Origin of the sequence: Rhizobium sp. BK251 (assembly GCF_004345245.1) — a bacterium.
Taxonomy (GTDB): domain Bacteria; phylum Pseudomonadota; class Alphaproteobacteria; order Rhizobiales; family Rhizobiaceae; genus Rhizobium.
Genome location: NZ_SLUQ01000004.1, coordinates 66785 through 87663, shown reverse-complemented (window position 1 = coordinate 87663; position 20879 = coordinate 66785). Strand labels below are relative to the sequence as shown.

Annotated in this window: 23 protein-coding genes and 1 tRNA gene; 9 read left to right on the top strand and 15 right to left on the bottom strand. The window is 62.3% G+C overall.

The window, feature by feature from the left end:
• Positions 1 to 176: 176 nt before the first annotated feature.
• The 4 genes from EV286_RS10450 to EV286_RS10435 all read right to left on the bottom strand — a co-directional run bounded on the left by EV286_RS10450 (position 177) and on the right by EV286_RS10435 (position 4168).
• The gene (locus EV286_RS10450) at positions 177 to 2243 is read right to left on the bottom strand and encodes an alkyl sulfatase dimerization domain-containing protein (RefSeq protein WP_132956981.1); all 2067 of its coding nucleotides are present in this window, start codon (positions 2241 to 2243) and stop codon (positions 177 to 179) included.
• Between the two features lie 472 nt (positions 2244 to 2715).
• Positions 2716 to 3000, bottom strand: coding sequence for a hypothetical protein (locus EV286_RS10445; RefSeq protein ID WP_132956980.1), 285 nt, complete (start codon positions 2998 to 3000; stop codon positions 2716 to 2718).
• A gap of 300 nt (positions 3001 to 3300) precedes the next feature.
• A complete protein-coding gene (locus EV286_RS10440; RefSeq protein ID WP_132956979.1) occupies positions 3301 to 3702 on the bottom strand; it encodes a hypothetical protein in 402 nt (133 codons plus the stop codon).
• 250 nt (positions 3703 to 3952) lie between these two features.
• Complete coding sequence (locus EV286_RS10435) at positions 3953 to 4168, bottom strand: hypothetical protein (RefSeq protein ID WP_132956978.1); 216 nt, start codon at positions 4166 to 4168, stop codon at positions 3953 to 3955.
• A 467-nt stretch (positions 4169 to 4635) separates the two neighbouring features.
• Here EV286_RS10435 and EV286_RS10430 point away from each other — a divergent pair, with 467 nt between their 5' ends.
• The 5 genes from EV286_RS10430 (at position 4636) to EV286_RS10410 (ending at position 9994) form a co-directional block, all read left to right on the top strand.
• A complete protein-coding gene (locus EV286_RS10430) occupies positions 4636 to 5901 on the top strand; it encodes an adenylate/guanylate cyclase domain-containing protein (RefSeq protein ID WP_165932820.1) in 1266 nt (421 codons plus the stop codon).
• Between the two features lie 354 nt (positions 5902 to 6255).
• Positions 6256 to 8424, top strand: coding sequence for an FUSC family protein (locus tag EV286_RS10425; RefSeq protein WP_245500674.1), 2169 nt, complete (start codon positions 6256 to 6258; stop codon positions 8422 to 8424).
• A gap of 23 nt (positions 8425 to 8447) precedes the next feature.
• On the top strand, positions 8448 to 8678 hold the full coding sequence (locus EV286_RS10420) for a DUF1656 domain-containing protein (protein ID WP_132956976.1): 231 nt from the start codon (positions 8448 to 8450) through the stop codon (positions 8676 to 8678).
• Positions 8669 to 9538: an efflux RND transporter periplasmic adaptor subunit gene (locus EV286_RS10415; RefSeq protein WP_132956975.1), complete on the top strand. Its 870-nt coding sequence runs from the start codon at positions 8669 to 8671 to the stop codon at positions 9536 to 9538. The genes EV286_RS10420 and EV286_RS10415 overlap by 10 nt, the downstream gene beginning before the upstream one ends.
• Before the next feature lie 174 nt (positions 9539 to 9712).
• A complete protein-coding gene (locus tag EV286_RS10410) occupies positions 9713 to 9994 on the top strand; it encodes a hypothetical protein (protein ID WP_132956974.1) in 282 nt (93 codons plus the stop codon).
• 60 nt (positions 9995 to 10054) lie between these two features.
• On the opposite strand, the gene EV286_RS10405 is transcribed toward EV286_RS10410, so the two are convergent.
• From EV286_RS10405 to EV286_RS10370, 7 genes are all read right to left on the bottom strand, one after another.
• Positions 10055 to 10936 (bottom strand): 3-hydroxybutyryl-CoA dehydrogenase, encoded by an 882-nt coding sequence (locus tag EV286_RS10405; protein WP_132956973.1) that lies wholly within the window; start codon positions 10934 to 10936, stop codon positions 10055 to 10057.
• 151 nt (positions 10937 to 11087) lie between these two features.
• Complete coding sequence (locus EV286_RS10400) at positions 11088 to 12017, bottom strand: electron transfer flavoprotein subunit alpha/FixB family protein (RefSeq protein WP_132956972.1); 930 nt, start codon at positions 12015 to 12017, stop codon at positions 11088 to 11090.
• A 24-nt stretch (positions 12018 to 12041) separates the two neighbouring features.
• The gene (locus EV286_RS10395; protein ID WP_132956971.1) at positions 12042 to 12791 is read right to left on the bottom strand and encodes an electron transfer flavoprotein subunit beta/FixA family protein; all 750 of its coding nucleotides are present in this window, start codon (positions 12789 to 12791) and stop codon (positions 12042 to 12044) included.
• 141 nt (positions 12792 to 12932) lie between these two features.
• A complete protein-coding gene (locus EV286_RS10385; protein WP_132956969.1) occupies positions 12933 to 13658 on the bottom strand; it encodes a rhomboid family intramembrane serine protease in 726 nt (241 codons plus the stop codon).
• 34 nt (positions 13659 to 13692) lie between these two features.
• Positions 13693 to 14271: a cob(I)yrinic acid a,c-diamide adenosyltransferase gene (locus tag EV286_RS10380; protein ID WP_132956968.1), complete on the bottom strand. Its 579-nt coding sequence runs from the start codon at positions 14269 to 14271 to the stop codon at positions 13693 to 13695.
• 12 nt (positions 14272 to 14283) lie between these two features.
• Complete coding sequence (locus EV286_RS10375; protein WP_132956967.1) at positions 14284 to 14487, bottom strand: twin transmembrane helix small protein; 204 nt, start codon at positions 14485 to 14487, stop codon at positions 14284 to 14286.
• Between the two features lie 20 nt (positions 14488 to 14507).
• Positions 14508 to 15338: an SDR family oxidoreductase gene (locus EV286_RS10370; RefSeq protein WP_132956966.1), complete on the bottom strand. Its 831-nt coding sequence runs from the start codon at positions 15336 to 15338 to the stop codon at positions 14508 to 14510.
• 85 nt (positions 15339 to 15423) lie between these two features.
• Here EV286_RS10370 and EV286_RS10365 point away from each other — a divergent pair, with 85 nt between their 5' ends.
• Positions 15424 to 16347 (top strand): YihY/virulence factor BrkB family protein, encoded by a 924-nt coding sequence (locus EV286_RS10365; protein ID WP_132956965.1) that lies wholly within the window; start codon positions 15424 to 15426, stop codon positions 16345 to 16347.
• Here EV286_RS10365 and gluQRS read toward each other — a convergent pair.
• Positions 16312 to 17193, bottom strand: coding sequence for a tRNA glutamyl-Q(34) synthetase GluQRS (gene gluQRS, locus EV286_RS10360; RefSeq protein ID WP_132957509.1), 882 nt, complete (start codon positions 17191 to 17193; stop codon positions 16312 to 16314). The two genes, EV286_RS10365 and gluQRS, sit on opposite strands and share 36 nt — an antisense overlap.
• Before the next feature lie 56 nt (positions 17194 to 17249).
• Here gluQRS and EV286_RS10355 point away from each other — a divergent pair, with 56 nt between their 5' ends.
• Positions 17250 to 17894 carry a DNA-3-methyladenine glycosylase gene (locus tag EV286_RS10355; RefSeq protein WP_132956964.1) on the top strand — a complete coding sequence of 215 codons (645 nt, stop codon included), beginning with the start codon at positions 17250 to 17252 and terminating at the stop codon, positions 17892 to 17894.
• A gap of 111 nt (positions 17895 to 18005) precedes the next feature.
• Positions 18006 to 18563 (top strand): HNH endonuclease, encoded by a 558-nt coding sequence (locus EV286_RS10350; protein WP_132956963.1) that lies wholly within the window; start codon positions 18006 to 18008, stop codon positions 18561 to 18563.
• Between the two features lie 15 nt (positions 18564 to 18578).
• Here the strand turns inward: EV286_RS10350 and EV286_RS10345 are convergent, their stop codons facing one another.
• Both EV286_RS10345 and EV286_RS10340 read right to left on the bottom strand, forming a co-directional pair.
• Positions 18579 to 19091 carry a disulfide bond formation protein B gene (locus EV286_RS10345; protein WP_132956962.1) on the bottom strand — a complete coding sequence of 171 codons (513 nt, stop codon included), beginning with the start codon at positions 19089 to 19091 and terminating at the stop codon, positions 18579 to 18581.
• A 30-nt stretch (positions 19092 to 19121) separates the two neighbouring features.
• Positions 19122 to 19712: a YqaA family protein gene (locus EV286_RS10340; protein WP_132956961.1), complete on the bottom strand. Its 591-nt coding sequence runs from the start codon at positions 19710 to 19712 to the stop codon at positions 19122 to 19124.
• 688 nt (positions 19713 to 20400) lie between these two features.
• Here EV286_RS10340 and EV286_RS10335 point away from each other — a divergent pair.
• Positions 20401 to 20598 carry a hypothetical protein gene (locus EV286_RS10335; protein ID WP_132956960.1) on the top strand — a complete coding sequence of 66 codons (198 nt, stop codon included), beginning with the start codon at positions 20401 to 20403 and terminating at the stop codon, positions 20596 to 20598.
• Positions 20599 to 20727: 129 nt separating this feature from the next.
• On the opposite strand, the gene EV286_RS10330 is transcribed toward EV286_RS10335, so the two are convergent.
• Positions 20728 to 20812 (bottom strand) — tRNA-Leu (locus EV286_RS10330).
• Positions 20813 to 20879: the final 67 nt, after the last annotated feature.

Below are 20879 nucleotides of genomic sequence, written 5' to 3'. Positions count from 1 at the left end.
GAAGCCGGAAATAGGAAAGTGGGAGTAACAAGTGTGGCGGCATCCCGACTGGCCGTTGGCATGGCTGCAGCGCGGGTGTCGCCTACTTTGGTCTTGTCCTTGCCAGAGGGGACACTACCGGAAAGCGGCTCCAGCCGCTTTCCCTCGGTGCCGGATCGGAGTGACGGCGAGCTCTTCTAGGGCCCCTCGTAATAAGTCGCGTCGTCCTGCAAGAGCTCGGGCTTTGGCAGGGCCGCGGTCTGCTGCTTTGTCCCCGGCAAGACCTCGAACCAGTTGTCGAACGTGACCATCGTCGAAGCGAGCTGCGCAAGCACCTGGGGATTTCCCTCCATCCTGGCCTTGCCGGCAGCCACCTTGTCAGCAAGTTTCGTCGCACCGATCATCACGTCCTCCAACTCCCGGCGATCGATGGTGATCGTCAGATCAGCATCCTTCGCCTGGAAGCCGGCAATCGTGGTCAGCGTCGCATTGCTCATCTCGACCACGAATTTCTCGCCGTTGTCGGGCGTCGAGATGTTGATCTTGAATGCCATGCCTTCCGCCTTGCGGCTGTCCATCTGGATACCAAGGTAGGTGAGGAAGGCTTCGGTGCTCGTGCCGCGAACAAAGTCGGGACTACCCGCCTTCGCGGCCTTCACGGCTACGACTCCGTCGCGCAGTTCCTTGGCGCCTGCCAGGAAGCTGTTGCGGAGGCTGGGGCTCTCGAACTGGTATCCCATTTGCTCGTAGGTGTCGGCAAGGAGATCCTTTGCCGGCTGGTTGCCCGGTTCCGCGTAGACCAGCTTGTTGAGAATCTCGGTCGCAAGGCGATATTCGCCCTTGTCGAAGAGCTCCTGGCCCTTTGCCATGACCTTGCCCGCACCACCCATCATCTCGATGTAGAGCGGGGCCGAATCCTCCGGCGAGAGCGGCACCAGCGTTGCCGGGTTCAAATCCCAGAAGCCGAGATAGCGCTGAATGATGGCCCGGCTGTTGTGAAGATAGGAACCGTGGTAGCCGCGATCGTACCACAATGCCTGCAGGCTCTTGGGCGGCTCATAGACGTTGTGTATCTGATTGATGGTCACGCCGCTGTTGGCCAGATGAAGCACCTGGTTGTTCAGGTTCGCGTACATGTCGCGTTGTCCGCGCATCACCTCTTCGATGCGCTCCTTTCCCCAGCGCGGCCAGCTGTGCGAGGCAAACATCACGTCCGCCTGTTCGCCGAACCGGTAGAGCGCGATGTTGATGTACTGCGACCAGGCCAATGCATCGCGCACTGGCGCTCCCCGCAGCGTCAGGATGTTGTGCTGGCTGGCGACGACGTTCTCGGCTGCCCAGAATGCCTTGAAGTCCGGAAACCAAGTGTTCATCTCGGCAGGCGCTTCAGTGCCCGGGGTGTTTTGGAAGACTACCTTGACACCGTCGATGGTCATTTCCTCGAACGGCTGCTCGATGCTCTTTGTGGGCGGCAGGATGCCGGTATCGCCGGCAGCGACGCCCTTGCCGATGGAGGCATCCACCTGGCCGTATGGGCTTTTCGGAAGAAGATCACCGTAGGTGTAGCTCTTGCGGCGGGTCATCGCATTGCCGGCATAGAGGTTTTCCGAGATCGCCTCGTTCACGAACCCCTTGGGAGCGATGATCTCGACTTTCCCGGCCGCCAGGGCGGCATCGTCGACCACGCCGCGAATGCCGCCGAAATGGTCGCCATGGGAGTGAGAGATAATGACCGCGACCACCGGCCGCTCGCCGAGCTTCTCGTTGACGAACTCGAGCGCAGCGCGCGCAGTCTCTTTCACCGTCAGTGGATCGATGACGATCCAGCCTGTGTTGCCCTTGATGAACGAGATGTTCGCCAGGTCGAAGCCTCGCACCTGATAGATGCCGGGCACCACTTCGAAAAGCCCATACTCCATGTTGAGCAGGGCCTGGCGCTGCAGTGACGGGTGGATGCTGTCGTAGTCCTTCCCGTTCAAGAGGAAGGCCCAGTTGTCGATGTCCCAGGCGACGTCGCCATTTTCATTCATGATCTTGCGGTAGGGAGGCGCCGCGATAAATCCGCGCCGTGCCTCCTCGAAGTCTCGCTTGTCGGCGAGGGGTAGTATCTGCCGCTGATGCTGCTGCGCCTCGATGGTAAATTTCGAAGGCATCTTGCCTTTCGCGTTGAAATGCTGCTGGTCCTGCGCGACCGATGCGCCTCCCAGCGCTCCAGCGAAGACCGCGCCAAGCACAAGCGTCCAAAGTGTCACCGATCCGCTCATTTTAGCCCCCTTTTCCATTGGCCGGATGAGGCTCCTCTCGCGGACACGTGCACAAGTCGGCCTCCTGGGCAGGCATTCTGGCGCGCCGGGGGGCGAATTGCTATTGCACTTTGGGGAAGGCGCGAAGGGGAACGCTGATCTCGGTCGTTTCGGGCCTAAGGTCGACCGTCGTCACATCCGCGCATGAAACGGGTGGATGGTGTCGGCGTTTCCGACTCTAGTACTCCGGTCTCAAGAACACTGGAGCTCGATCATGTCTTCGTTGCTGGCACTGCACGCCATCGCCGCTGAACGTGGCGAAGGTCTTCACCCGGACTTGCTTGAAGCCCTGCGGCGCCAGGAAGCAAGCCGGGCGTGTGAACTTGCGGCGACGCCGAGCCAGGCCGTTGAGGCCTCTCGGTGGGAGGTGCTCACTCAGGGCCTCGGCATGCCAATGCGCCAAGCCGTCCAACCTCAACTGGAGTAAACGAACTCACCGCGATTGCGTGCTTTGCCATTCGGAAACGTCGGCCCTTTGGACCCATATGGTCTCTTCCGCGCCGGCGCGGCCATGTTCGAGCTTGTAGGTCGCGACCTCGCCAAACGTGGCGGCATAGTCCCGCAGACGCTCCACCGAGGCCTCCGGCGGTGACGCAATTCCTTCCAATGCTTCCCGTGTCACAATCACCAGCCACCGCGCGGTGCCGTCGATCATGGGGATGTGACCGTTCTCGTCGACGATGAACGGAGGCATGTCCGGACGCATCTTGAGTGGCATTTTTTCTCCTCAGTCGAAGGATGAAGCGACAGGCACATTCGGGCAGAGTCGAGAGGCTGCGAGGGCGATGATGTCACGAAATCGAAAATGCCTGCCATGAGGCAACCTCAACCAACCCCGGGGAAAGTATAGGGCACGGCTGATGCCTTCGCCACCTCATCTCGGTTGCCTCGGCTCAAACGAAAGTCCGACCAGCCCCAAAGCGGGCGCTCGAAATCTGTCGAGCCATGACCCTTCATGACGCTATTTCGAAAAGACGAACCGTCTTCAAACGCGGTGATGGCCGCGTTCGCCAACCACCTATTCGGCGGCTGTCAGGAAGACGCTGTTTTGTGAGGAAGCGGCGAGAGCGTGAACCTTGGCTTCCGCCTTGGCGATCAGTTGGTAGAATTCGTTCTGTGCCTCGACATCCAGCTGAATGACGGCATTCACGTCGTCCGGCGTGTCGCAGACGCAGGCGACCGCCGAAATAGGACAGACGCCGCCCGGATAGCGCTTGCCGGTGCCGCTATAGGCGCGGCGGCCCCAACGCTCGGAATAGACGGTTTCTTCTCGGTCGATATGCAGGATCGATCCCTTGCAGGCGGTCACGATGCCGGCCTTGCCGTAGGCGAACCAATGATAGTTCAGCTTCCGCAGGATATATTTGCCAGTGATGTCTTCACCCGCCAATTCGGCCGGGTCTTGTATCATTCTGATCATGGCGGCCCTCGCATTGGAGCAATATCCGTTAAGTCGGTCAGCGCGGCAAGCTAAAAAATGCTGCTTTCGGAACCACTTAGTCACAAAGTGTTTCCGATTTTTACATAGTTTCCGGTGTCTTTCCGGCGTTTGGAAGCACGGCATCTCGGTTACATGCCACTCAGATGCAATTCGCCAGTGAAGCGGCATGCCATGGCGACGCAGTGTTATACGAGGCTCGCCGCATCCGGCGGCGGCGTTTTTCCGCACGCTACCAGTTGCCCGGGTCAGCGGTGTGGTCGACGCTGGCAAACTCTTCCGCCTTTGCCCGGTCCAGCGTCACGTCAGTCGTCGTCCTTGCCTCGTCCGTGGCCGAAAAGCGTAGCGGTGGCAGGCCCTTGGCCAGCTCCTGATACATGAGCAAGGCAGCCTCCTCGGCAGTGTCGGCCCCGATCTGCTGAGTGACGGTGACGGTAAACTTGTGCATAGCCTCAACCTCGGTCTGTGCTGGCTTCGACGCCTCGCGCCCGGGACGTCTCATGGCCGGAAGTCGACTCTGAGCGCGTCGCGGACTTGCGATTTAAGTGGCGCTGCCGCGACAATTTGCAATCGCGCCCTCGACCGCAGGCGCGGTATATCTGTGAAACCACTCGATCATTTCGCGCGTGCCTTACTTGCCGGATCGGTTTCAGCGGCTCCTATCAGTTCTGCGACCGCCGCAAATGCCACCTTAGCCTCAAGCTAGCCTTCTGTCCGGGCGCGCCCGGCGTCATTGATTAAGCGGCGAGGCTGGAGTAAATTTCGGGCGGCAGCAGGTGTCGGACGGGTGGCGGGGGCCGCTTCGGTAGGGCAAGGCCCGACAATAGCACCGGACCCATGATATCCAGATCGAAACCGCGCCGGCCGGACCCGAAAGGTCGGACCGTCTTCGCCTTCGCACAATGGAGTGCCGGCATGGACTTTCCCCTACCTGAGAACGAGGCTGAACGCCTTTCCGCGCTAGAGGCATATGCCGTCTACGGCACGGAGCCCGAAGCCGGATTCGATGACCTCACGGAGCTCGCCGCCCTGATTGCCGGCACCCCGATCTCGATGGTCAACATAGTCGGGGATACCAAGGTTTGGCTCAAGTCCCGACACGGCGTTCCTCCGGGCATCGAGGAGGTGCCCCGCGGCGGCGTCTGCTGCGGCTACGCGATCAGCCGTGCCGACATGCTTGTGGTGCCCGACACCCATGATGACAACCGCTTCAAGGCGCTTCCGTTCATCGCGACCGAACCCTTCCTCCGCTTCTACGCAGGCATGCCGCTGATCGATTCAGGCGGCCATGCGCTGGGCACGATCTGCATCATGGACCTCGTCCCGCGCGAACTCACCTTCGAGGCCGCCGAAGGCATCCGGCGCCTCGCCCGCCAGACCATCGCTCAGCTCGAGCTGCGCCTCAAGCTGATCGAGGTTCAGCGCTCGCAGCAGGAACTGGCCGCAGAGAAACAACGCGCCGACAGCTTGATACTCAACATCCTGCCGAACAAGATCGCCGCAGAGTTGATCGAGAGAGGCGCGGTCGAGCCCCGCCACCACCCTTCCACCACGATCCTCTTCACAGACTTCGTCGACTTCACCAAGTCTGCGGCCGAACTCTCTCCCCGGGAGTTGATCGATGACCTCGACATGTACTTCACCGAGTTCGATGGCATCATCGCCCGGCACGGGCTGGAGAAAGTCAAGACGATCGGAGACTCCTACATGTGTGCCGGTGGGCTGATGCTGGGTCGCAAGGACCACGCTGTCCGATGCTGCCTTGCGGCTCTCGAAATGCAGCGCTTCGTCGTTGCGTCGAACCAGCGCCTGGCGGCGGTCGGGCAGATGCCGTGGCACGCCCGCGTCGGCCTGCACAGCGGCAGCGTCGTGTCGGGCGTCGTCGGCCGGAAGAAGTTCAGCTACGACGTGTGGGGCGATGCGGTGAACATCGCGGCCCGCATGGAGAATGCCGGCGAACTGGATCGCGTGAACATCTCCGAAAGCACCTACCAGCACGTAAAGTTGTATTTCGACTGCACCCCGCGAGGTGCCCTCGACGTGAAGAACAAGGGCAAGATGACGATGTATTTCCTCGACCGCCTGAAGCCGGAATATTCGGCGGATGCTGCGGGCGTGGAGGCGAACGAGCGTCTGAGGAACACGCTCGCCGGTACCTCCGTCACCTGGTCCCTGCACTGACCGCGCGCACACCGGACGGCCTCCGCGTTCCCTGCGCTTGAGGAACGCCACATAATAGCGCGCGGCCCCTGACCTTCCCTCCATAGGTGGAAGGCACGATCGTGCCTCCGCCAAAATAGGCCATTCAGAACTGGAATTTTCCGCCTATGATCCCTGCGGGGAAGGAGAGGGGATTTCCATGAGGGCACCGACGGTTTCGGAGGCAGAGGAGGGCGCGTCTTTTGCAGCCGCGCTGCTGCGTCACGGCGGGATCGAATGGATGTGTGTTCGCCAGGTGGGGGATCTCGCGTCGCCAGCGAGAATGCCGACAGTTGCGAACGGTGCGAGCAGGCATCCCTGTAGAATGGGCTGCCCATGAACAGCGCCGTCGGGATGACGCACTTTGTGGATGCGGCGAGCGCGGCGGGGCGGCGCCTTCTTTCCGTCGATCTCGGCTGGCGCAACTTCGTCTTCTCGCTGAGGATGGCAGCCGCCGCCATTCTCGCCATGGCGATCGCCTACAGGCTGGAACTGAGCGATCCGCAATGGGCGACGCTGACGGTCTACCTGCTCGCGCAGCCAACGGTGGGTGGTGCACTTTCGAAGGGCACCTGGCGTGCCATTGGCACGGTGGGAGGCGGGCTACTTGGGCTTCTGATCGTGGGGTTGTTCTCACAAGCACCCGAATTGCTCGTTGCGGCCACTGTGCTCATGGTGGGCGTGATCTTCTACACCGGGGCCAGGCTTCGCAACTTCGCCTCCTATGGCGTGCTCCTCGCCGGCTATACTGCCGTACTGGTTGCCTATGAAGGATCGAGCGATCCCCTGAATGCCTGGTCGATCGCCATCGACCGCATCGGTGCGATCCTGATCGGCATCGGCTGCATCACTGCAGTCAGCATGATCGTCCTGCCGCGTTACGCGGGCGATGCCCTGCGCGAGGCGCTGACCAATACGTTTCGCGACTTGGCGGGCTATGTTGCGACGGCGCTTCGCCTCTCGGCGTCGCCCGATGTCTTTGCCCGGCAGCGTCAGCATATGGTCGCCGAGGTGGTCTCGTTCGACGCGCTTCGTTCCTCCGCGCTTTTTGAAGCTCCCGAAATGCGCGCAAACGCAACCGGACTCCAGCGCATCGTCCGCGAGTTCCTGATCCTGCTCGCCGTCGCACGCGGCCTGTTCGTCCGCCTCGACGCGTTTGAAGGCGAGGGCGCGCAGGCGGTCGGGGAACGGTTCCGTCCGACACTGGAAGCGATCGCCTCGCGTGTCGAGCGTGTGTCGGCCGATCCGCTGATCTGGCGCGATCCGGGCCAATTGCGCGGTGAACTGCTGACCGCGCGCAAGGAATTGGACAAGGCCTCAGCCGACCTCGAGGGCATGGCCGGGACTGCCCCCTTCGATCCGCTCGCCAATGGGGTGTTGATCGTGAGCCGCGTCGGCAAGCTCCTGCACGGCCTTGCGATGGTCGTGGTCGCGGAAGCGGCGAGCCGGAGAGCCCAGGACGTCAGGATGCCGTCGCGCTCCGGTGCTCGGCCCCTCGATCGCGAGGACCGGCGGGAGGCGCTGCTGATCGCCATCCGGGCCTCGGTCGCCATGCTGCTGCTCAGCGCCGCATGGATGGCGAGCGGCTGGAGCGAAGGCTTCACGGCGGTTTCGGGTGGCGCGATCATGCTGTTCTTCGCCGTCAACCAGGACAATCCGCAGGCGGCCGCGCGCACCTATCTGGTCTGGACTGCAGTCGGCATTCTGCTTGGCTATCTCGTGATGGTCCTGTTGCTTCCGCATCTTGAAGGTTTCGAGGCGCTCGCCCTGGTCTTGTTGATAGCACTGCTGCCGGCGGGCCTGATGGCGGGAACGCCGAGCCGCTCGCTCGCCGGCGTCGCGTTCGGCGCCTTCACGCTCTCGAACCTCACCACGGGCAATAGCTTTACGCCGAACGAGCTTGGTTTCGTCAGCAACGCAGTCGCGATCCTTCTCGGCATGGTGATCTGCCTTGCCGTGATCGTCGCGATGCCCGTGACCTCGCAGGCGAAGCGGGAGCGAATCTGGCGGCACACGATCGGCACGATCCTGCCTGCAGTGGCGCGCGGGGCAAGTCCGCCGCGCCGCGCCGCGGGCGATATCGTCGCCGCGCTGACCGCCCTGCTGCCGCGTCTTGCGCTCGATCGCCAGCGCGACGAGGAATTCCTCAGGGGTACGCTCGGCGCCGCGTCTTGCGCAGTCGAGCTCGGCCGGCTGGTGGAACTCAAGGCCGACCCCGATATGCCGCAGGATATTGCGCTTTCCCTCGGGCACTTTCTCCAGCGGTTCGCATCGGCGCTCGAGGGGCTCGTCACGGAGCGGCGCATGGGTCCTGCAGATCGCCTGTCGCGCCTCGCCGAGGCCGAAACCATCGTCGCCGACATGCGTGCAGCACTTTCCTCCTGGCCGCTCGCGCCCGGCCCGGCCGCCCGATCCCTATTGCACGCCGGCGCCTCATTGCGCTTCATTTCCGACCGCTTCGACATCGACCGCGCCTATCTCGGGCACGGGTTTGACGAAGATTGACAACGCTGGAACGAGGATCGAACATGGATGTGCCAAGCCTCGCCGTGTTTCATACCGTGGAGTTTCTCGGCTTCTATCTGCCGCCGCTGGCGCTTTGGGCTGGCGGCGCACTCGTTGTGTTTGCCATTCTGCGCTGGCTGATCGAGCGGCTCGGTCTCTACCGTTTCGTCTGGCATCGTTCGCTTTTCAATATCGCGCTTTATGCGCTGCTCATGGGTGGCCTAGTCTATTTCGGGAATCTTGCATGGCGGTAATTGCGACACTGCGCGTCCTCGTGACCCTCGCTGCCGTGGTGGCAGCAGTGCTCGCAGGCTGGTGGCTGTGGAATTTCTACACGCTTTCCCCCTGGACGCGGGATGCGCGTGTTCAGGCGACGGTCGTCGAGGTTGCTCCCGACGTTTCGGGACCGATCACCTCGATCAACGTCATCGACAATCAGAAGGTAGCAAAGGGTGACGTGCTCTACGTCATCGACCAGCAGCGCTTCACCCTGGCAGTCGAGCAGGCACAGGCGACTGTCGCCGAGAGCCAATGGACGCTGAAGCTCGCCCAGGACGACGCCGACCGAGACGCGGAGATGATAACGAACGGCTCGGGCGCCATATCGGCCGAGGCGGCGGAGACGTCGCGCGCCAAGGCGGCCGAGGCCTCGGCGGCGTTGCAGGTCGCCCAGTCGCAACTGGCCACGGCGCAACTCGATCTGCAGCGTAGTACGGTGCATTCTCCAGTGAACGGCTTCGTCACCAACCTGACTGCCGGCGCCGGTGACTACGCGAACAAGGGAAATAGCGTTCTGGCGGTGGTCGACAGCGAGTCTTTCTACATCTACGCCTATTTCATGGAGACCAAGCTTCCCGCGATCAAGGCGGGCAGCGAAGCCGAGATACGCCTGATGGCAGGAGGGCTTCTCCTGCGCGGCAAGGTCCAGGGATTGAGCCGTGCCATCGCCAATCCGACCGGGGCAGGCGGCGGCCTTCTCGCCTCGGTCGATCCGAATTTCGAATGGATCCGCCTCGCCCAACGCATCCCCGTGCGTATCACGCTGGAAGATGTGCCCGCAGATGTGGAACTCGCCGCCGGCATGTCGGCAACCGTGGTGGTCCGTCCCCCGTGATCGGCGTCGCAAGAGGACGCCTCCTGCGCTTAAAATATCTGCGCTTGCTCAGTCCTCTATGTCTTAGTTAATAGCCAGCCGTAGCCGCAGGCGGTAAAGTCAGCCATCGGTCGGCATTCTTTGGCGATGACCGCTTGGAAGTCACGTGCTTCTGCCTGAACGGAGCGGTGACGAATGACCAACCTACTCCAAGCCATTTGCTTCAAGGACGACATCAACGTCGTGTTCGAGGCGCTCTCCGAATGGTGCGACCTTCGCAAGAAAAGCCCCAACAGTCTCGAAGCCTGCCGTGCGGCGTCGGCGCTGTTCGATCTCTTCCAGGCTGGCTACGAGACAAAGGAACTGCTGCTGGCCGCGCTGGAGCGAAGCAATTCCGCCCAGCATGTGTCAGCGGTCACCTACGACTTTACCGAGACCGCCGGTGCTATGGCCGCGAGTGTGCACACTCGGGAATGATTTTCTGAAAGCCCTGGGTGTGGGTTCAGCCGTGCGGATGCGACGGCGTTCTCTGACGCTTCAGCGCGTCGGAACCGGTACTTCGCCGCGGTAGTCGTAGAAGCCGCGGCCGGATTTGCGGCCGAGCCAGCCCGCCTCGACATATTTGACGAGCAGCGGGCAGGGGCGGTACTTCGAGTCCGCCAGGCCGTCGTGCAGAACCTGCATGATCGAAAGGCAGGTGTCGAGCCCGATGAAATCGGCAAGTTGCAGCGGGCCCATCGGATGGTTCGCACCAAGCCGCATCGCCGTATCGATGGCGTCGACCGAGCCGACGCCCTCGTAAAGCGTGTAGATCGCCTCGTTGATCATCGGAAGCAGGATGCGGTTGACGATGAAAGCCGGAAAATCCTCCGCCACAGTGGCGGTCTTGTCGAGCGATGCGACATAGGCCTTGGCGGCCTCGAAGGTCGGTTCGTCGGTGGCGATGCCCCGCACCAGTTCCACGAGCTTCATCACCGGCACCGGGTTCATGAAATGAATGCCCATGAAGCGTTCCGGACGATCGGTGGCCGCGGCAAGCCGGGTGATCGAAAGCGAGGAGGTGTTGGTCGCGAGGATGGCGTCGGGCTTCAGAACCGGACAGACCAGCGTGTAGATCTTCTTCTTGACCGTCTCGTCTTCGGTCGCCGCCTCGACGACGAGGTCCATCGGCGCGAAATCGTTGAGGTCGGTCGAGCCGCTGATGAGGGCGAGCGTCGCCTTGCGCTCCTCTTCCGTCATCTTGCCGTTCGCCACCTGCCGGGCGAGGTTGCCGTGGATGGTGGCGAGCCCGGATTCGATGCGCTCCTGGTTGAGGTCGTAGATGTGGACCTTGTAGCCCGCAGCAGCTGAAACATGGGCGATGCCGCATCCCATCTGGCCCGCGCCAACAATACCGATAGACTTCAGCACCGCACTCATCGCCAACTCCCCAGGCTGCTCGCACCCCAAGGCACGGCTGCATCATTTAAAAATAATATGCCGGGCAAAAGGTTTGCCCGGCAAGAGTGATAGACCGATAACGGATAATTTTCCAGTCATTCGCAGATGCGAAAAACTACGGTGCGTATGCTCAGAGCGCCTTTTGCAATTCAGGCAGCGCCTCGAACAGATCGGCGACCAGACCATAGTCGGCAATCTGGAAGATCGGCGCTTCCTCGTCCTTGTTGATCGCTACGATCACCTTGGAGTCCTTCATGCCCGCGAGATGCTGGATCGCGCCGGAAATGCCGCAGGCGATGTAGAGCTGTGGGGCGACGACCTTGCCGGTCTGGCCGACCTGCCAGTCGTTCGGGGCGTAGCCGGCATCGACGGCGGCGCGGGAGGCACCCACGGCAGCGCCGAGCTTGTCGGCGACCGGCAGGATGACTTCCTTGAATTTCTCCGCCGAGCCGAGCGCACGGCCGCCGGAGATGATGATCCTGGCCGAGGTCAGTTCCGGGCGGTCGGAGGTCGAGAGCGCATCCTTGACGAAGGTCGAAAGGCCCGGACCGGAGACGGCCGGGATCGCCTCGACGGCGGCGGAACCGCCTTCGGCCGCGGCCGCAAAGGCGGCGGTGCGGACCGTGATGACCTTCTTGGCGTCGGTCGCCTGCACCGTCTGGATCGCGTTGCCGGCATAGATCGGACGCTTGAAGGTATCGGGCGAGACGACCTCGATGATTTCCGAGACCTGGGCGACGTCAAGCAGGGCTGCGACGCGCGGCATGACGTTCTTGCCGACCGAGGTCGCGGCCGAGATGATGGTCTCATAGGAACCGGCCAGCGAGACGATGAGGTCTGCCAGCGGTTCGGCGAGATTGTGGGCAAGCTCGTCGCTCTCGGCGAGCAGGACCTTCGAGACGCCGGAAAGCTTGGCGGCCTGATCGGCAGCAGCCTTGGCGCCCTTGCCGGCGACCAGCACATGCACGTCGCCGCCGATCTTGGCAGCTGCCGTCAGCGTCTTGGCGGTCTGGTCGGAGAGGTGGTTGTTGTCGTGGTCAGCCAGAAGAAGAATGGCCATGATGATATCTCCCTTGTCTTGACCTTAGAGGACGCCGGCTTCGGTCTTGAGCTTTTCGACGAGCTCGGCGACCGACTTCACCTTGACGCCCGCCTTGCGGCCCGAGGGTTCCTCGGTCTTCAGCACCTTGAGGCGCGCGGCTGTCGAAACGCCGAAATCGGCAGGCGTTTTCTTGTCGAGCGGCTTCTTCTTGGCCTTCATGATGTTCGGCAGGGAGGCGTAGCGCGGCTCGTTGAGGCGCAGGTCCGTGGTAACCACGGCCGGAAGCTTGATATCGATGGTCTGTAGACCGCCGTCGACTTCGCGGGTAACCGTCGCCTTGCCGTCGCCGATCTCTACCTTCGAGGCGAACGTCGCCTGCGCGGTGCCGAGCAGGGCCGCGAGCATCTGGCCGGTCTGGTTCGAATCGTCGTCGATCGCCTGCTTGCCGACGATGATCAGGCCCGGCTTCTCGGCGTCTGCCACACCCTTGAGGATCTTGGCGACCGCGAGCGGCTCGACGGCGTCGTCTGTCTCGACCAGGATGGCGCGGTCGGCGCCCATGGCGAGCGCAGTGCGCAGCGTCTCTTCGGCCTTTGCCGGGCCGATCGACACGACGACCACTTCCTCGGCCTTGCCGGCTTCCTTCAGGCGTAGCGCTTCTTCAACGGAGATCTCGTCGAAGGGGTTCATGGACATCTTGACGTTCGCAAGTTCCACGCCCGAACCATCCGGCTTGACGCGGATCTTCACGTTGTAATCAACCACCCGCTTCACGGGAACGAGTATCTTCATGAGGCCCTTCCTTCAAAACTGTCTGCAGGAAAATGCGCTGTTTGACGCCTATCCGATTGTCGATTGGCGACATGGATACGCGTTTTTCCCCCAATTACAACGTCGTCATGACGCATAAAGGCAAATTGTGGCCGGGATGGATTAGGTTGAGGTGTGGACCTGCGCCGCCCTCGGCGTCACAAGGCGCCGGTCGAAGAGCGGCACGCCCGGCCGGCGCAGGACGAGCACGAGAACTGCGCCCGCAATGATGCCGCCGGCATGGGCACCCCAGGAAACGTCCCCGCCGCGATCGATCAACAGCATCAGGAACTGCTGGCCGATCCAGAGGAGCAGCGGGATGAAGGCGGGAAGCGGCAGCGGGATGCGGAAGAAGACGAGCACCCAGACCCGCACGCGCGGATGCAGCATGAGGTAAGCCGTCACGACGCCCGAGACCGCGCCGGACGCGCCGACCAGCGGCGCCTCCGACACAGGCCCGAGCAAGCCGTGGAAAAGAGCGGCGGCCACTGCGCACAGCAGGTAGAAGACGAGGAAACGCAGGTGGCCCATCGCATCCTCGACGTTGTCGCCGAAGACCCAGAGGAAGAGCATGTTGCCGGCAAGGTGGAAGAAGCCGGTGTGCAGGAAGGAATAAGTCACATAGGTGGCCGCTTCCGGCACGATGGCAAGGCCGGGAGCGAGCTCGGCATAGTCGAAAGCGACGGCCGGGATATAGCCGAGGCCTACGACCGCAGCCTGGTATACAGGGACGGTTGCGATGACGCCCGTCAGGAACCAGATAACGATGTTCGCGCCGATCAGCGCCAGCGTCACATATTGCAGCCGGATATGCTTGAGCGAATTGGTATCGTGCAGCGGTATGAACATCAGGTCCTACTCCCGGCGAGCTTGCGGCGGGACCTTACCTGTTTTTCCCCGGCACCCAAAGCACATCCGCCCTGCCGTCATCATTTGCGTGGCGGGCTGCGACGAAGAGGAAGTCGGAAAGCCGGTTGATGTATTTCAACGCGGCCGGACTGACCTGCTCGCCTTCCGTTCGGGCGAGAGCCACCATCTGCCGTTCGCCGCGTCTCGCAATGGTACGGGCAAGATGCAGATGGGCTGCGGCGGGGCTTCCGCCGGGCAGCACAAAGGATTTCAGCGGCTCGAGGCGCTCGTTCAGCACGTCGATTTCCCGTTCGAGACGGGCGACCTGTGCTTCGACGATGCGCAGCGGTTCATAGTCGAGCGGCTTGCCGGTGTCCGGTGTCGCAAGATCGGCACCGAGATCGAAGAGATCGTTCTGGATGCGCATCAGCATCTCATCGAGTTCGCCCATCGCCGCCGTGTGCAGCCGCGCGACACCGATGCAGGAGTTCGCCTCGTCGATGGTGCCATAGGCCTCGACCCGCAGGTCGTGCTTGAGCCGCCGTGGCCCGGAGACAAGGCCGGTCGTGCCGTCATCACCGGTCTTGGTGTAGATCCTGTTCAGCTTTACCATGAATGCCCCGCCTCAGGATGGCCGCCCGCCGCCGGTCAGCCACAGTGTCAGCATGATGAGAATGACGGCGATTGCCTGCAGGAGCACGCGCAACTGCATCAGCTTGTTGGAAAGGTTCGCGTCGCCGCCCTTCATCATGTTGAACAGGCCGCGGATCAGGACGATCGCGACGAGGCCCATGACGATGATTGCGAGAATATAGGTAAAGGTGGACATGAAAAATTGAGCCCCTGGTATCAATCCACCCACCGCAGGACGCGGTAGAGCAGCCCGGCCGGAAGTAACCTTTTCAAGAGTATACCCTGTTTTGCCGGAGTCGTTATCACATAATGCGGCCTCGGATTTCTCGCCGTCAACGCATGGTCGAGCGCGGCGTAGACTGCTTCCGGGCCGAGCTTGTAGCGGTTGACCGGGCCGGTGCCGCTCAACCGCGCGATCTGGCGCCGGTAGTCGGCAGCGTGCGGCGAGTTTTCCATGTCGATATCGCGGATATGGGTGAGCGCGTTCGCCGTGAAGCGCGAGGCGATCGCACCCGGCTCGATCAGGCTGACATGGATGCCGCTGCCCTGAAGTTCCATCCGCAATGTCACGCTCAGTCCCTCGACAGCAGACTTGGAGGCCGCATAGGCGCCGCGAAAGCGGTAGGGCACGATCCCGAGGATGGAGGAGCATTGCACGATGCGGCCGCTGCCGCGCCGGCGCATCAACGGGATCACCTGCCGCGTGAGCTCGTGCCAGCCGAAGACGTTTGTCTCGAACTGGGCGCGCAGCATGTCCGTGGAAATATCCTCGACGGCGCCGGGCTGGCCATAGCCACCATTGTTGAAGAGGGCATCGATGCGTCCGCCGGTGCGTTCGGAAACCGTGGCAACGAGTGCGGATATGCTCTCCGGCTCGGTATAGTCCATAGTCAGCGCCTCGATGCCATCCCTCTCGAGCGGCGCAAGGTCTTCGGCCCTGCGCACGGTGGCAAAGACGCGCCAGCCCGCGGCCTTCAGGGCACGTGCGCAATGGGCGCCGATGCCGGAGGAGCAGCCGGTCACGATGATGGTGCGTTGATCCGCCATCGATTGATTCCTGTACAAAGAGGAAGTCGTTTCCCATATTCGGGCCGAGGACACAATCGACCCGGTCGAGACAAGGCGAGGTGGAATGCCGACGATACTCCGTACGCTCTACAAAGTGGCATATGACGCATTCTGCCACTTCACGGAAGACGACGGCTGGGCAATGGCAAGCCATGTGGCACTTTCGAGCCTGCTTGCGGTCTTCCCTTTCCTGATCTTCGGCACTGCGCTTGCGACATTTCTCGGAGCAGACCAGTTTTCGGCAACGGCGATCCACCTCATCTTCGATACCTGGCCGGAGGCGATCGCCAAGCCGCTCGCCGACCAGGTCCTGCAAGTCCTCACGATCCCCCGCGGCGGCCTGCTCACCGTATCCGTGCTGCTCGCTGCCTATTTCGCTTCCAACGGCGTGGAAGCTCTCCGCATCGCCCTCAACCGCGCCTATCGCGTCGCGGAGACGCGGCCGTGGTATCTCACCCGCCTGGCGAGCCTCGGCTATGTCCTTATCGCGGTGCTGATCTTTGCGGCGATCAGCATCATGCTGGTGGCCGTGCCGCTCGCGCTTGCCTATGCGCGCCAGTGGCTGCCTTGGCTTGCGGACATCCTGGAAGTCGTCTTCAGCTGGCGTATCTACGGCACGCTCTTCGTGCTGACGGCCGGGCTGCTCATCGTCCATCTCTGGCTACCTGCGGCGCGGCGGCGGATATTCGATGTGATCCCGGGTGTGCTCTTCACGCTGATATGCTGGTTCGCCGGCGCGCTCATCTTCGCCTACTATCTGACCACCTTCGCAAACTATACGGCGACCTATGCGGGCCTCGCCTCGGTCATGATCGTGCTGGTGTTTCTCTACATGATCGGGGTCATTTTCCTGCTTGGGGCAGAGCTCAATGCGGCGCTCCTGAAGTTCCGTGTCCTCAGGCTCTTCGCGCGCGGGCTTTCCTCGTCGCAGAACGCCGCTGCGGCACGGCGCTCAGAGGCCGACAAGGCGACGAACATCCGCCGCTGAGACGCCCTCGCCCCGCAATTCGGCGAGGCCGGTATCCCCGAGGCTCTTCGAGAGCTTCTTGCCGTCAGGCCCGAGCACGAGCCGGTGATGGTGATAGCTGGGCTGCGGCAGGCCGAGCAGCACCTGAAGGAGCCGATGCACCGACGTCGCGTGATAGAGGTCAAGCCCGCGCACGACATTGGTGACGCCCTGCAGCGCATCGTCGAGCACGACCGAGAGATGATAGCTCGAGGGCGCATCGGAGCGCGAGAGCACCACGTCGCCCCATATGGCGGGATCGGCGACGATCGTGCCCCTGTCGCCGTCGCCGGTTTCGTTCCAGGAGACACCGGCAGGGACTTCTGCAATCGCGCGGCGCATGTCCAGCCGCCATGCATGCTTCATTCCGGTATCGAGCAGCCGCAGGCGTTCCTCGGTGCTCCGCTCCCGGTCATCAGGCGGGTAGTGTGGCGACCCGTCCGGGTCCCGTGGCCATATGTTTCCATCCGCCTCGAAAGCTGCGACGCGCGCCTTGACCTCGCCGCGGGTCATGAAGGACGGATAGACGAGCCCGCGATCCGCAAGCAGCCGCAGGGCAAAGCTGTATTCGGCAAAGTGCTCCGATTGCCTGCGCACAGGCTTCTCCCAGTCGATGCCCAGCCATTCGAGATCCCGATAGATCGCGGCTTCGAATTCGGGTGTGCAGCGGCTCTGGTCGATGTCTTCTATGCGAAGGAGAAGCCTGCCGTCGGCAGCGCGCGCCATGTCATGGTTGAGGAAGGCGGAGAGTGCGTGGCCGAGATGCAGCGGCCCGTTGGGGCTCGGCGCGAATCGAAAGACCGGCTTTTGACGGGCGGGGGCGATCATGCTTTCTTCTGCCACGGATTCGGCCTTCGGGCCAAGATTGAGTTTCGAAGGCATTCATGCGGATTATCCGGAACGAGATGGACATCGAGGAAGGCCTGGAGGCACTGGTCGGGCTCGATCCGCGGCTGCGGCAGATTGTCTCGGAGGCCGGGCCGGTGCCCCTTCGGCTTGCCGAGCCTGGCTTTGCCGGCCTTGCCCATATCGTCGTGTCGCAGATGGTGTCGCGCGCCAGCGCCGGTGCAATCTGGGGCAGGATGCAGGGGCAGGGCGAAGCCTTGACGGCCGAGGCCTATGCGGCCCTGCATTCCGAGGCGTGGCGCGAATTCGGCCTCTCGCGCGGCAAGGCCGACACGCTGTCGCGCGTGGCACTCGCGGTCGCTTCCGGCAGCCTCGATCTCCAGTCGCTCTTGCTGAAACCGCCGGAGGAAGCGCGCGCTGCGCTTACCGCTATCAAGGGAATCGGCCCATGGACGGCGGAGGTCTACCTGATGTTCTGCGGTGGTCATGCCGACATTTTCCCGGCCGGCGACGTCGCCCTGCAGAATGCTGTCGGCGCAGGCCTCGGCCTCGAGGCGCGGCCCGAGCCGAAGGTGCTCTCCGTTCTTGCCGAAGGATGGAGCCCGTGGCGCTCCGTCGCCGCGAGGCTTTTCTGGGCGTACTATGCCGCGAAACTGCGCCGCGACGTGCTCCCGATTGGTTGATTGGCAGCGCCCGCCTTTTTGCCGCTATACACTGAATTTATTGGACTTCACAATCCTGTAACAACCGGCCTAATATACAGATGCAGATGCCGAATCGATCAGGAGGGCTCCTTGACGATTGCAGTCTCACCACAGGCCCTGCCGGCGCTCGTTCTGAACGCTGACTACCGGCCTCTGAGCTACTACCCCTTGTCGCTGTGGTCCTGGCAGGACGCGATCAAGGCGGTTTTTCTTGACCGTGTAAACATCATCGCCGAGTACGAACATTCCGTATCGTCGCCGAGCTTCTCCATGAAGCTGCCGAGCGTCGTGTGCCTCAAGACTTACGTTCAACCGTCGCGCAATCCGGCCTTCACCCGCTTCAACGTGTTCCTGCGCGATCGCTTTGAGTGCCAGTATTGCGGCGAGCATGACGACCTGACCTTCGACCACGTCATCCCGCGTGCGCATGGCGGCGAGACGACCTGGGAAAACGTCGTCGCGGCCTGTTCGCCCTGCAATCTCAGGAAGGGCAGCAAGCTGCCGAAACAGGCCGGTATGTTCCCGGCCCAGAAGCCATACCAGCCGACCGTGCAGGACCTCCATAACAACGGCCGTCTGTTCCCGCCGAACTATCTCCACGACAGCTGGCTCGACTATCTCTACTGGGATACCGAACTGCAGCCCTGACGCTCTAGCGCTTCTTCAGGCAGCCTTGCGCGCGCCCGCAAAAGCGATCGCGGCAAGAATGATGCTCGCAATGACGTTCCAGCCGGCAAAGGAGAGGCCGAGGACACGCAGCGCCGCGTCGGTGCAGGACGGGCCCTTCACGCTGTTCAGTTCGCCGAGCAGGTCGCCGGCGTTTGAGGTCATGCTGCTTGCGGACGTGGAGCAGGTCGCGGGGCCGGCCCAGAAGTGCCATTCGACGCCCGAGTGATAGACCCCCATGCCCGCGCCGACGACCATCAGGATGCCTGCAATGGCAAGCAGCCCGCGGGTGATCCAGGAGGGAAGACCGAGGAGGGCGGAGAGCGCCGCGAGAATCGCGACCGGGATGCCGTAGTAATAGGGCTGGCGCTGCAGCAGGCAGAGTGCGCAGGGGATATAGCCGCCGATGTATTGGAAACCGAGAGCAGTGCCGACGGTGGCCGCCATGCCAAGCGCGAGCAGCACGGAATAGCCGAAGCCGGGTCGGGCGGGCAGGGACGTCTGTGCCATGGAGATGCTCCTAGAAGGTTTCCGTGCCGCTCAGTGCGCCAGCAGGCGATAGGCGCCATAGAGCGCGAGAACGACGGCCGCCACGACGCCGACGATCTGGCCCAGGCGCTTTTCGATGAAGTGGCGGATGGAGTCACCATAGCGCTGCAGCAGCCAGGCGAGAAAGAAAAACCGGGCGCCGCGGGCAATGATCGCCGAGATGATGAACAGCGGCAGGCTGATATGCGCGACGCCGGCGAGGATCGTCACGACCTTGATCGGCGGCAGATGCGCCAGTCCCGAGGTGACCAGAAGCAGGACCATCGTCTCGTAGTTGACGTAGGAACGCAGCTGGTCGAAGGCGTCGAGCTTTCCGTAGAACTCGAGGATCGGCTTGGCGATCGCCTCGAAGGCGTAGTAGCCGAGCGCCCAGCCCGCAATGCCGCCGAGGACCGAGGCGACGGTCGCCACCAGCGCGTAGCGATAGGCGCGTTCCGGCCGGGCAAGCGCCATCGGCAGGTAGAGGACGTCGGCTGGAACCAGAAAAACGGAGCTTTCTACGAAGGCGATGACGGCGAGCCAGATTTCGGCCGATTTGCGTCCGGCCAGCGACATGGTCCAATCATAAAGGCGTCGTAGCATGCTTCTTCCCTTGTTGCGGTGCACAGGAATAGGGGGGCAAAGCCGCGCTGTAAATCCCCGAGCTTGCCGGGCTCGGCGCGGAACGGAAAAATTTCCGTGAGGGGAAGCGCTCCGCCGACCGGCGTCGAGAACGTCTTTCTGGCGAAAAGACGCTGATTCTGTTATGATCTTGGCGGAGGAGGAGAAGATGAGCTGGCTTCAGCACTATTCCCTGTTCGATTTCGGCTTGATCGCGGCCCTCGGCCTGCTTTTCATCGCATCGATCCTCGGCGAAGTCGAAGATTGACCGGACCACCCATGGTGGTACTCGCGCGGCCGCGCCGGCCGGAGGCGTAGCTTTTTTCGCCTTTCTCCTGACCTCGCAAATCCCGTTTTGAAACACTGTGGACGAGTGGCATTCATCGAAAAGATGAGGCCCTACGCCGTTGACTATTGCATGTTGCGGTGCGGTAATACAGGCGGGCTGATGGCCAGAGACCGCCGCTTTGGACGCGCTTTTCCTTGTAATGCGGCGGTCTCACCAAAATGGGACAGGGACATGATCCCGGCCGTCATCGCTGCGAAGATGTGGCATTTCGGGACCGGCGCGCGGGGCGCCAGAAAGCAGGGTTTGCGGCGTAAACCTTAATCTTTAACCAGTCGTTAAGCATTCACTTGTGCGTGTAAAAAAATCGGCCATTCTCCCGCCATGACAAACATCCGCTCCCCCAAATATGCCGCCGGCCACCCCAACCGCCCTCACGATTGCGAAGAGGTCATGGAGTTGGCTTTCAAGGATCTCATCAACAGCGCCGTCGCCTCTGGCTGGCGAGAAGCCGAAGTTGCAATAGCCATCGCCGATCTCGCCGAAGAGCATGTCATCGCGCTCGCCCGCAAGGGCGAGTAACCGAAACTCGAAAAGCCATTGGATTTGAACTGCGGCCGCTCCTGGCGTCCGCAGCAATATTGATTTTCCGCACGCCACGAAAGGGGCTGCGAACAACTGAATATTAGGATTTTTCCGCGCGCGGCTTGATGGTGCCCCATGCCGGAGTCGAACCAGCACTTCTTTCGAAACTCGATTTTGAGTCGAGCGCGTCTACCAATTCCGCCAATGGGGCACGAAGCTGGTGCGCGGCGTCTCTAACATGCCGGCGCCGGCGCATGCAAGTCAGGCGGCGAACTTAT

Bases quoted from the DNA above. Each gene is read 5' to 3' on its own strand.
- EV286_RS10450 (WP_132956981.1), bottom strand. From the start codon at position 2,243: ATGAGCGGATCGGTGACACTTTGGACGCTTGTGCTTGGCGCGGTCTTC.
- EV286_RS10445 (WP_132956980.1), bottom strand. From the start codon at position 3,000: ATGCCACTCAAGATGCGTCCGGACATGCCTCCGTTCATCGTCGACGAG.
- EV286_RS10440 (WP_132956979.1), bottom strand. From the start codon at position 3,702: ATGATCAGAATGATACAAGACCCGGCCGAATTGGCGGGTGAAGACATC.
- EV286_RS10435 (WP_132956978.1), bottom strand. From the start codon at position 4,168: ATGCACAAGTTTACCGTCACCGTCACTCAGCAGATCGGGGCCGACACT.
- EV286_RS10430 (WP_165932820.1), top strand. From the start codon at position 4,636: ATGGACTTTCCCCTACCTGAGAACGAGGCTGAACGCCTTTCCGCGCTA.
- EV286_RS10425 (WP_245500674.1), top strand. From the start codon at position 6,256: ATGAACAGCGCCGTCGGGATGACGCACTTTGTGGATGCGGCGAGCGCG.
- EV286_RS10420 (WP_132956976.1), top strand. From the start codon at position 8,448: ATGGATGTGCCAAGCCTCGCCGTGTTTCATACCGTGGAGTTTCTCGGC.
- EV286_RS10415 (WP_132956975.1), top strand. From the start codon at position 8,669: ATGGCGGTAATTGCGACACTGCGCGTCCTCGTGACCCTCGCTGCCGTG.
- EV286_RS10410 (WP_132956974.1), top strand. From the start codon at position 9,713: ATGACCAACCTACTCCAAGCCATTTGCTTCAAGGACGACATCAACGTC.
- EV286_RS10405 (WP_132956973.1), bottom strand. From the start codon at position 10,936: ATGAGTGCGGTGCTGAAGTCTATCGGTATTGTTGGCGCGGGCCAGATG.
- EV286_RS10400 (WP_132956972.1), bottom strand. From the start codon at position 12,017: ATGGCCATTCTTCTTCTGGCTGACCACGACAACAACCACCTCTCCGAC.
- EV286_RS10395 (WP_132956971.1), bottom strand. From the start codon at position 12,791: ATGAAGATACTCGTTCCCGTGAAGCGGGTGGTTGATTACAACGTGAAG.
- EV286_RS10385 (WP_132956969.1), bottom strand. From the start codon at position 13,658: ATGTTCATACCGCTGCACGATACCAATTCGCTCAAGCATATCCGGCTG.
- EV286_RS10380 (WP_132956968.1), bottom strand. From the start codon at position 14,271: ATGGTAAAGCTGAACAGGATCTACACCAAGACCGGTGATGACGGCACG.
- EV286_RS10375 (WP_132956967.1), bottom strand. From the start codon at position 14,487: ATGTCCACCTTTACCTATATTCTCGCAATCATCGTCATGGGCCTCGTC.
- EV286_RS10370 (WP_132956966.1), bottom strand. From the start codon at position 15,338: ATGGCGGATCAACGCACCATCATCGTGACCGGCTGCTCCTCCGGCATC.
- EV286_RS10365 (WP_132956965.1), top strand. From the start codon at position 15,424: ATGCCGACGATACTCCGTACGCTCTACAAAGTGGCATATGACGCATTC.
- gluQRS (WP_132957509.1), bottom strand. From the start codon at position 17,193: ATGATCGCCCCCGCCCGTCAAAAGCCGGTCTTTCGATTCGCGCCGAGC.
- EV286_RS10355 (WP_132956964.1), top strand. From the start codon at position 17,250: ATGCGGATTATCCGGAACGAGATGGACATCGAGGAAGGCCTGGAGGCA.
- EV286_RS10345 (WP_132956962.1), bottom strand. From the start codon at position 19,091: ATGGCACAGACGTCCCTGCCCGCCCGACCCGGCTTCGGCTATTCCGTG.
- EV286_RS10340 (WP_132956961.1), bottom strand. From the start codon at position 19,712: ATGCTACGACGCCTTTATGATTGGACCATGTCGCTGGCCGGACGCAAA.
- EV286_RS10335 (WP_132956960.1), top strand. From the start codon at position 20,401: ATGACAAACATCCGCTCCCCCAAATATGCCGCCGGCCACCCCAACCGC.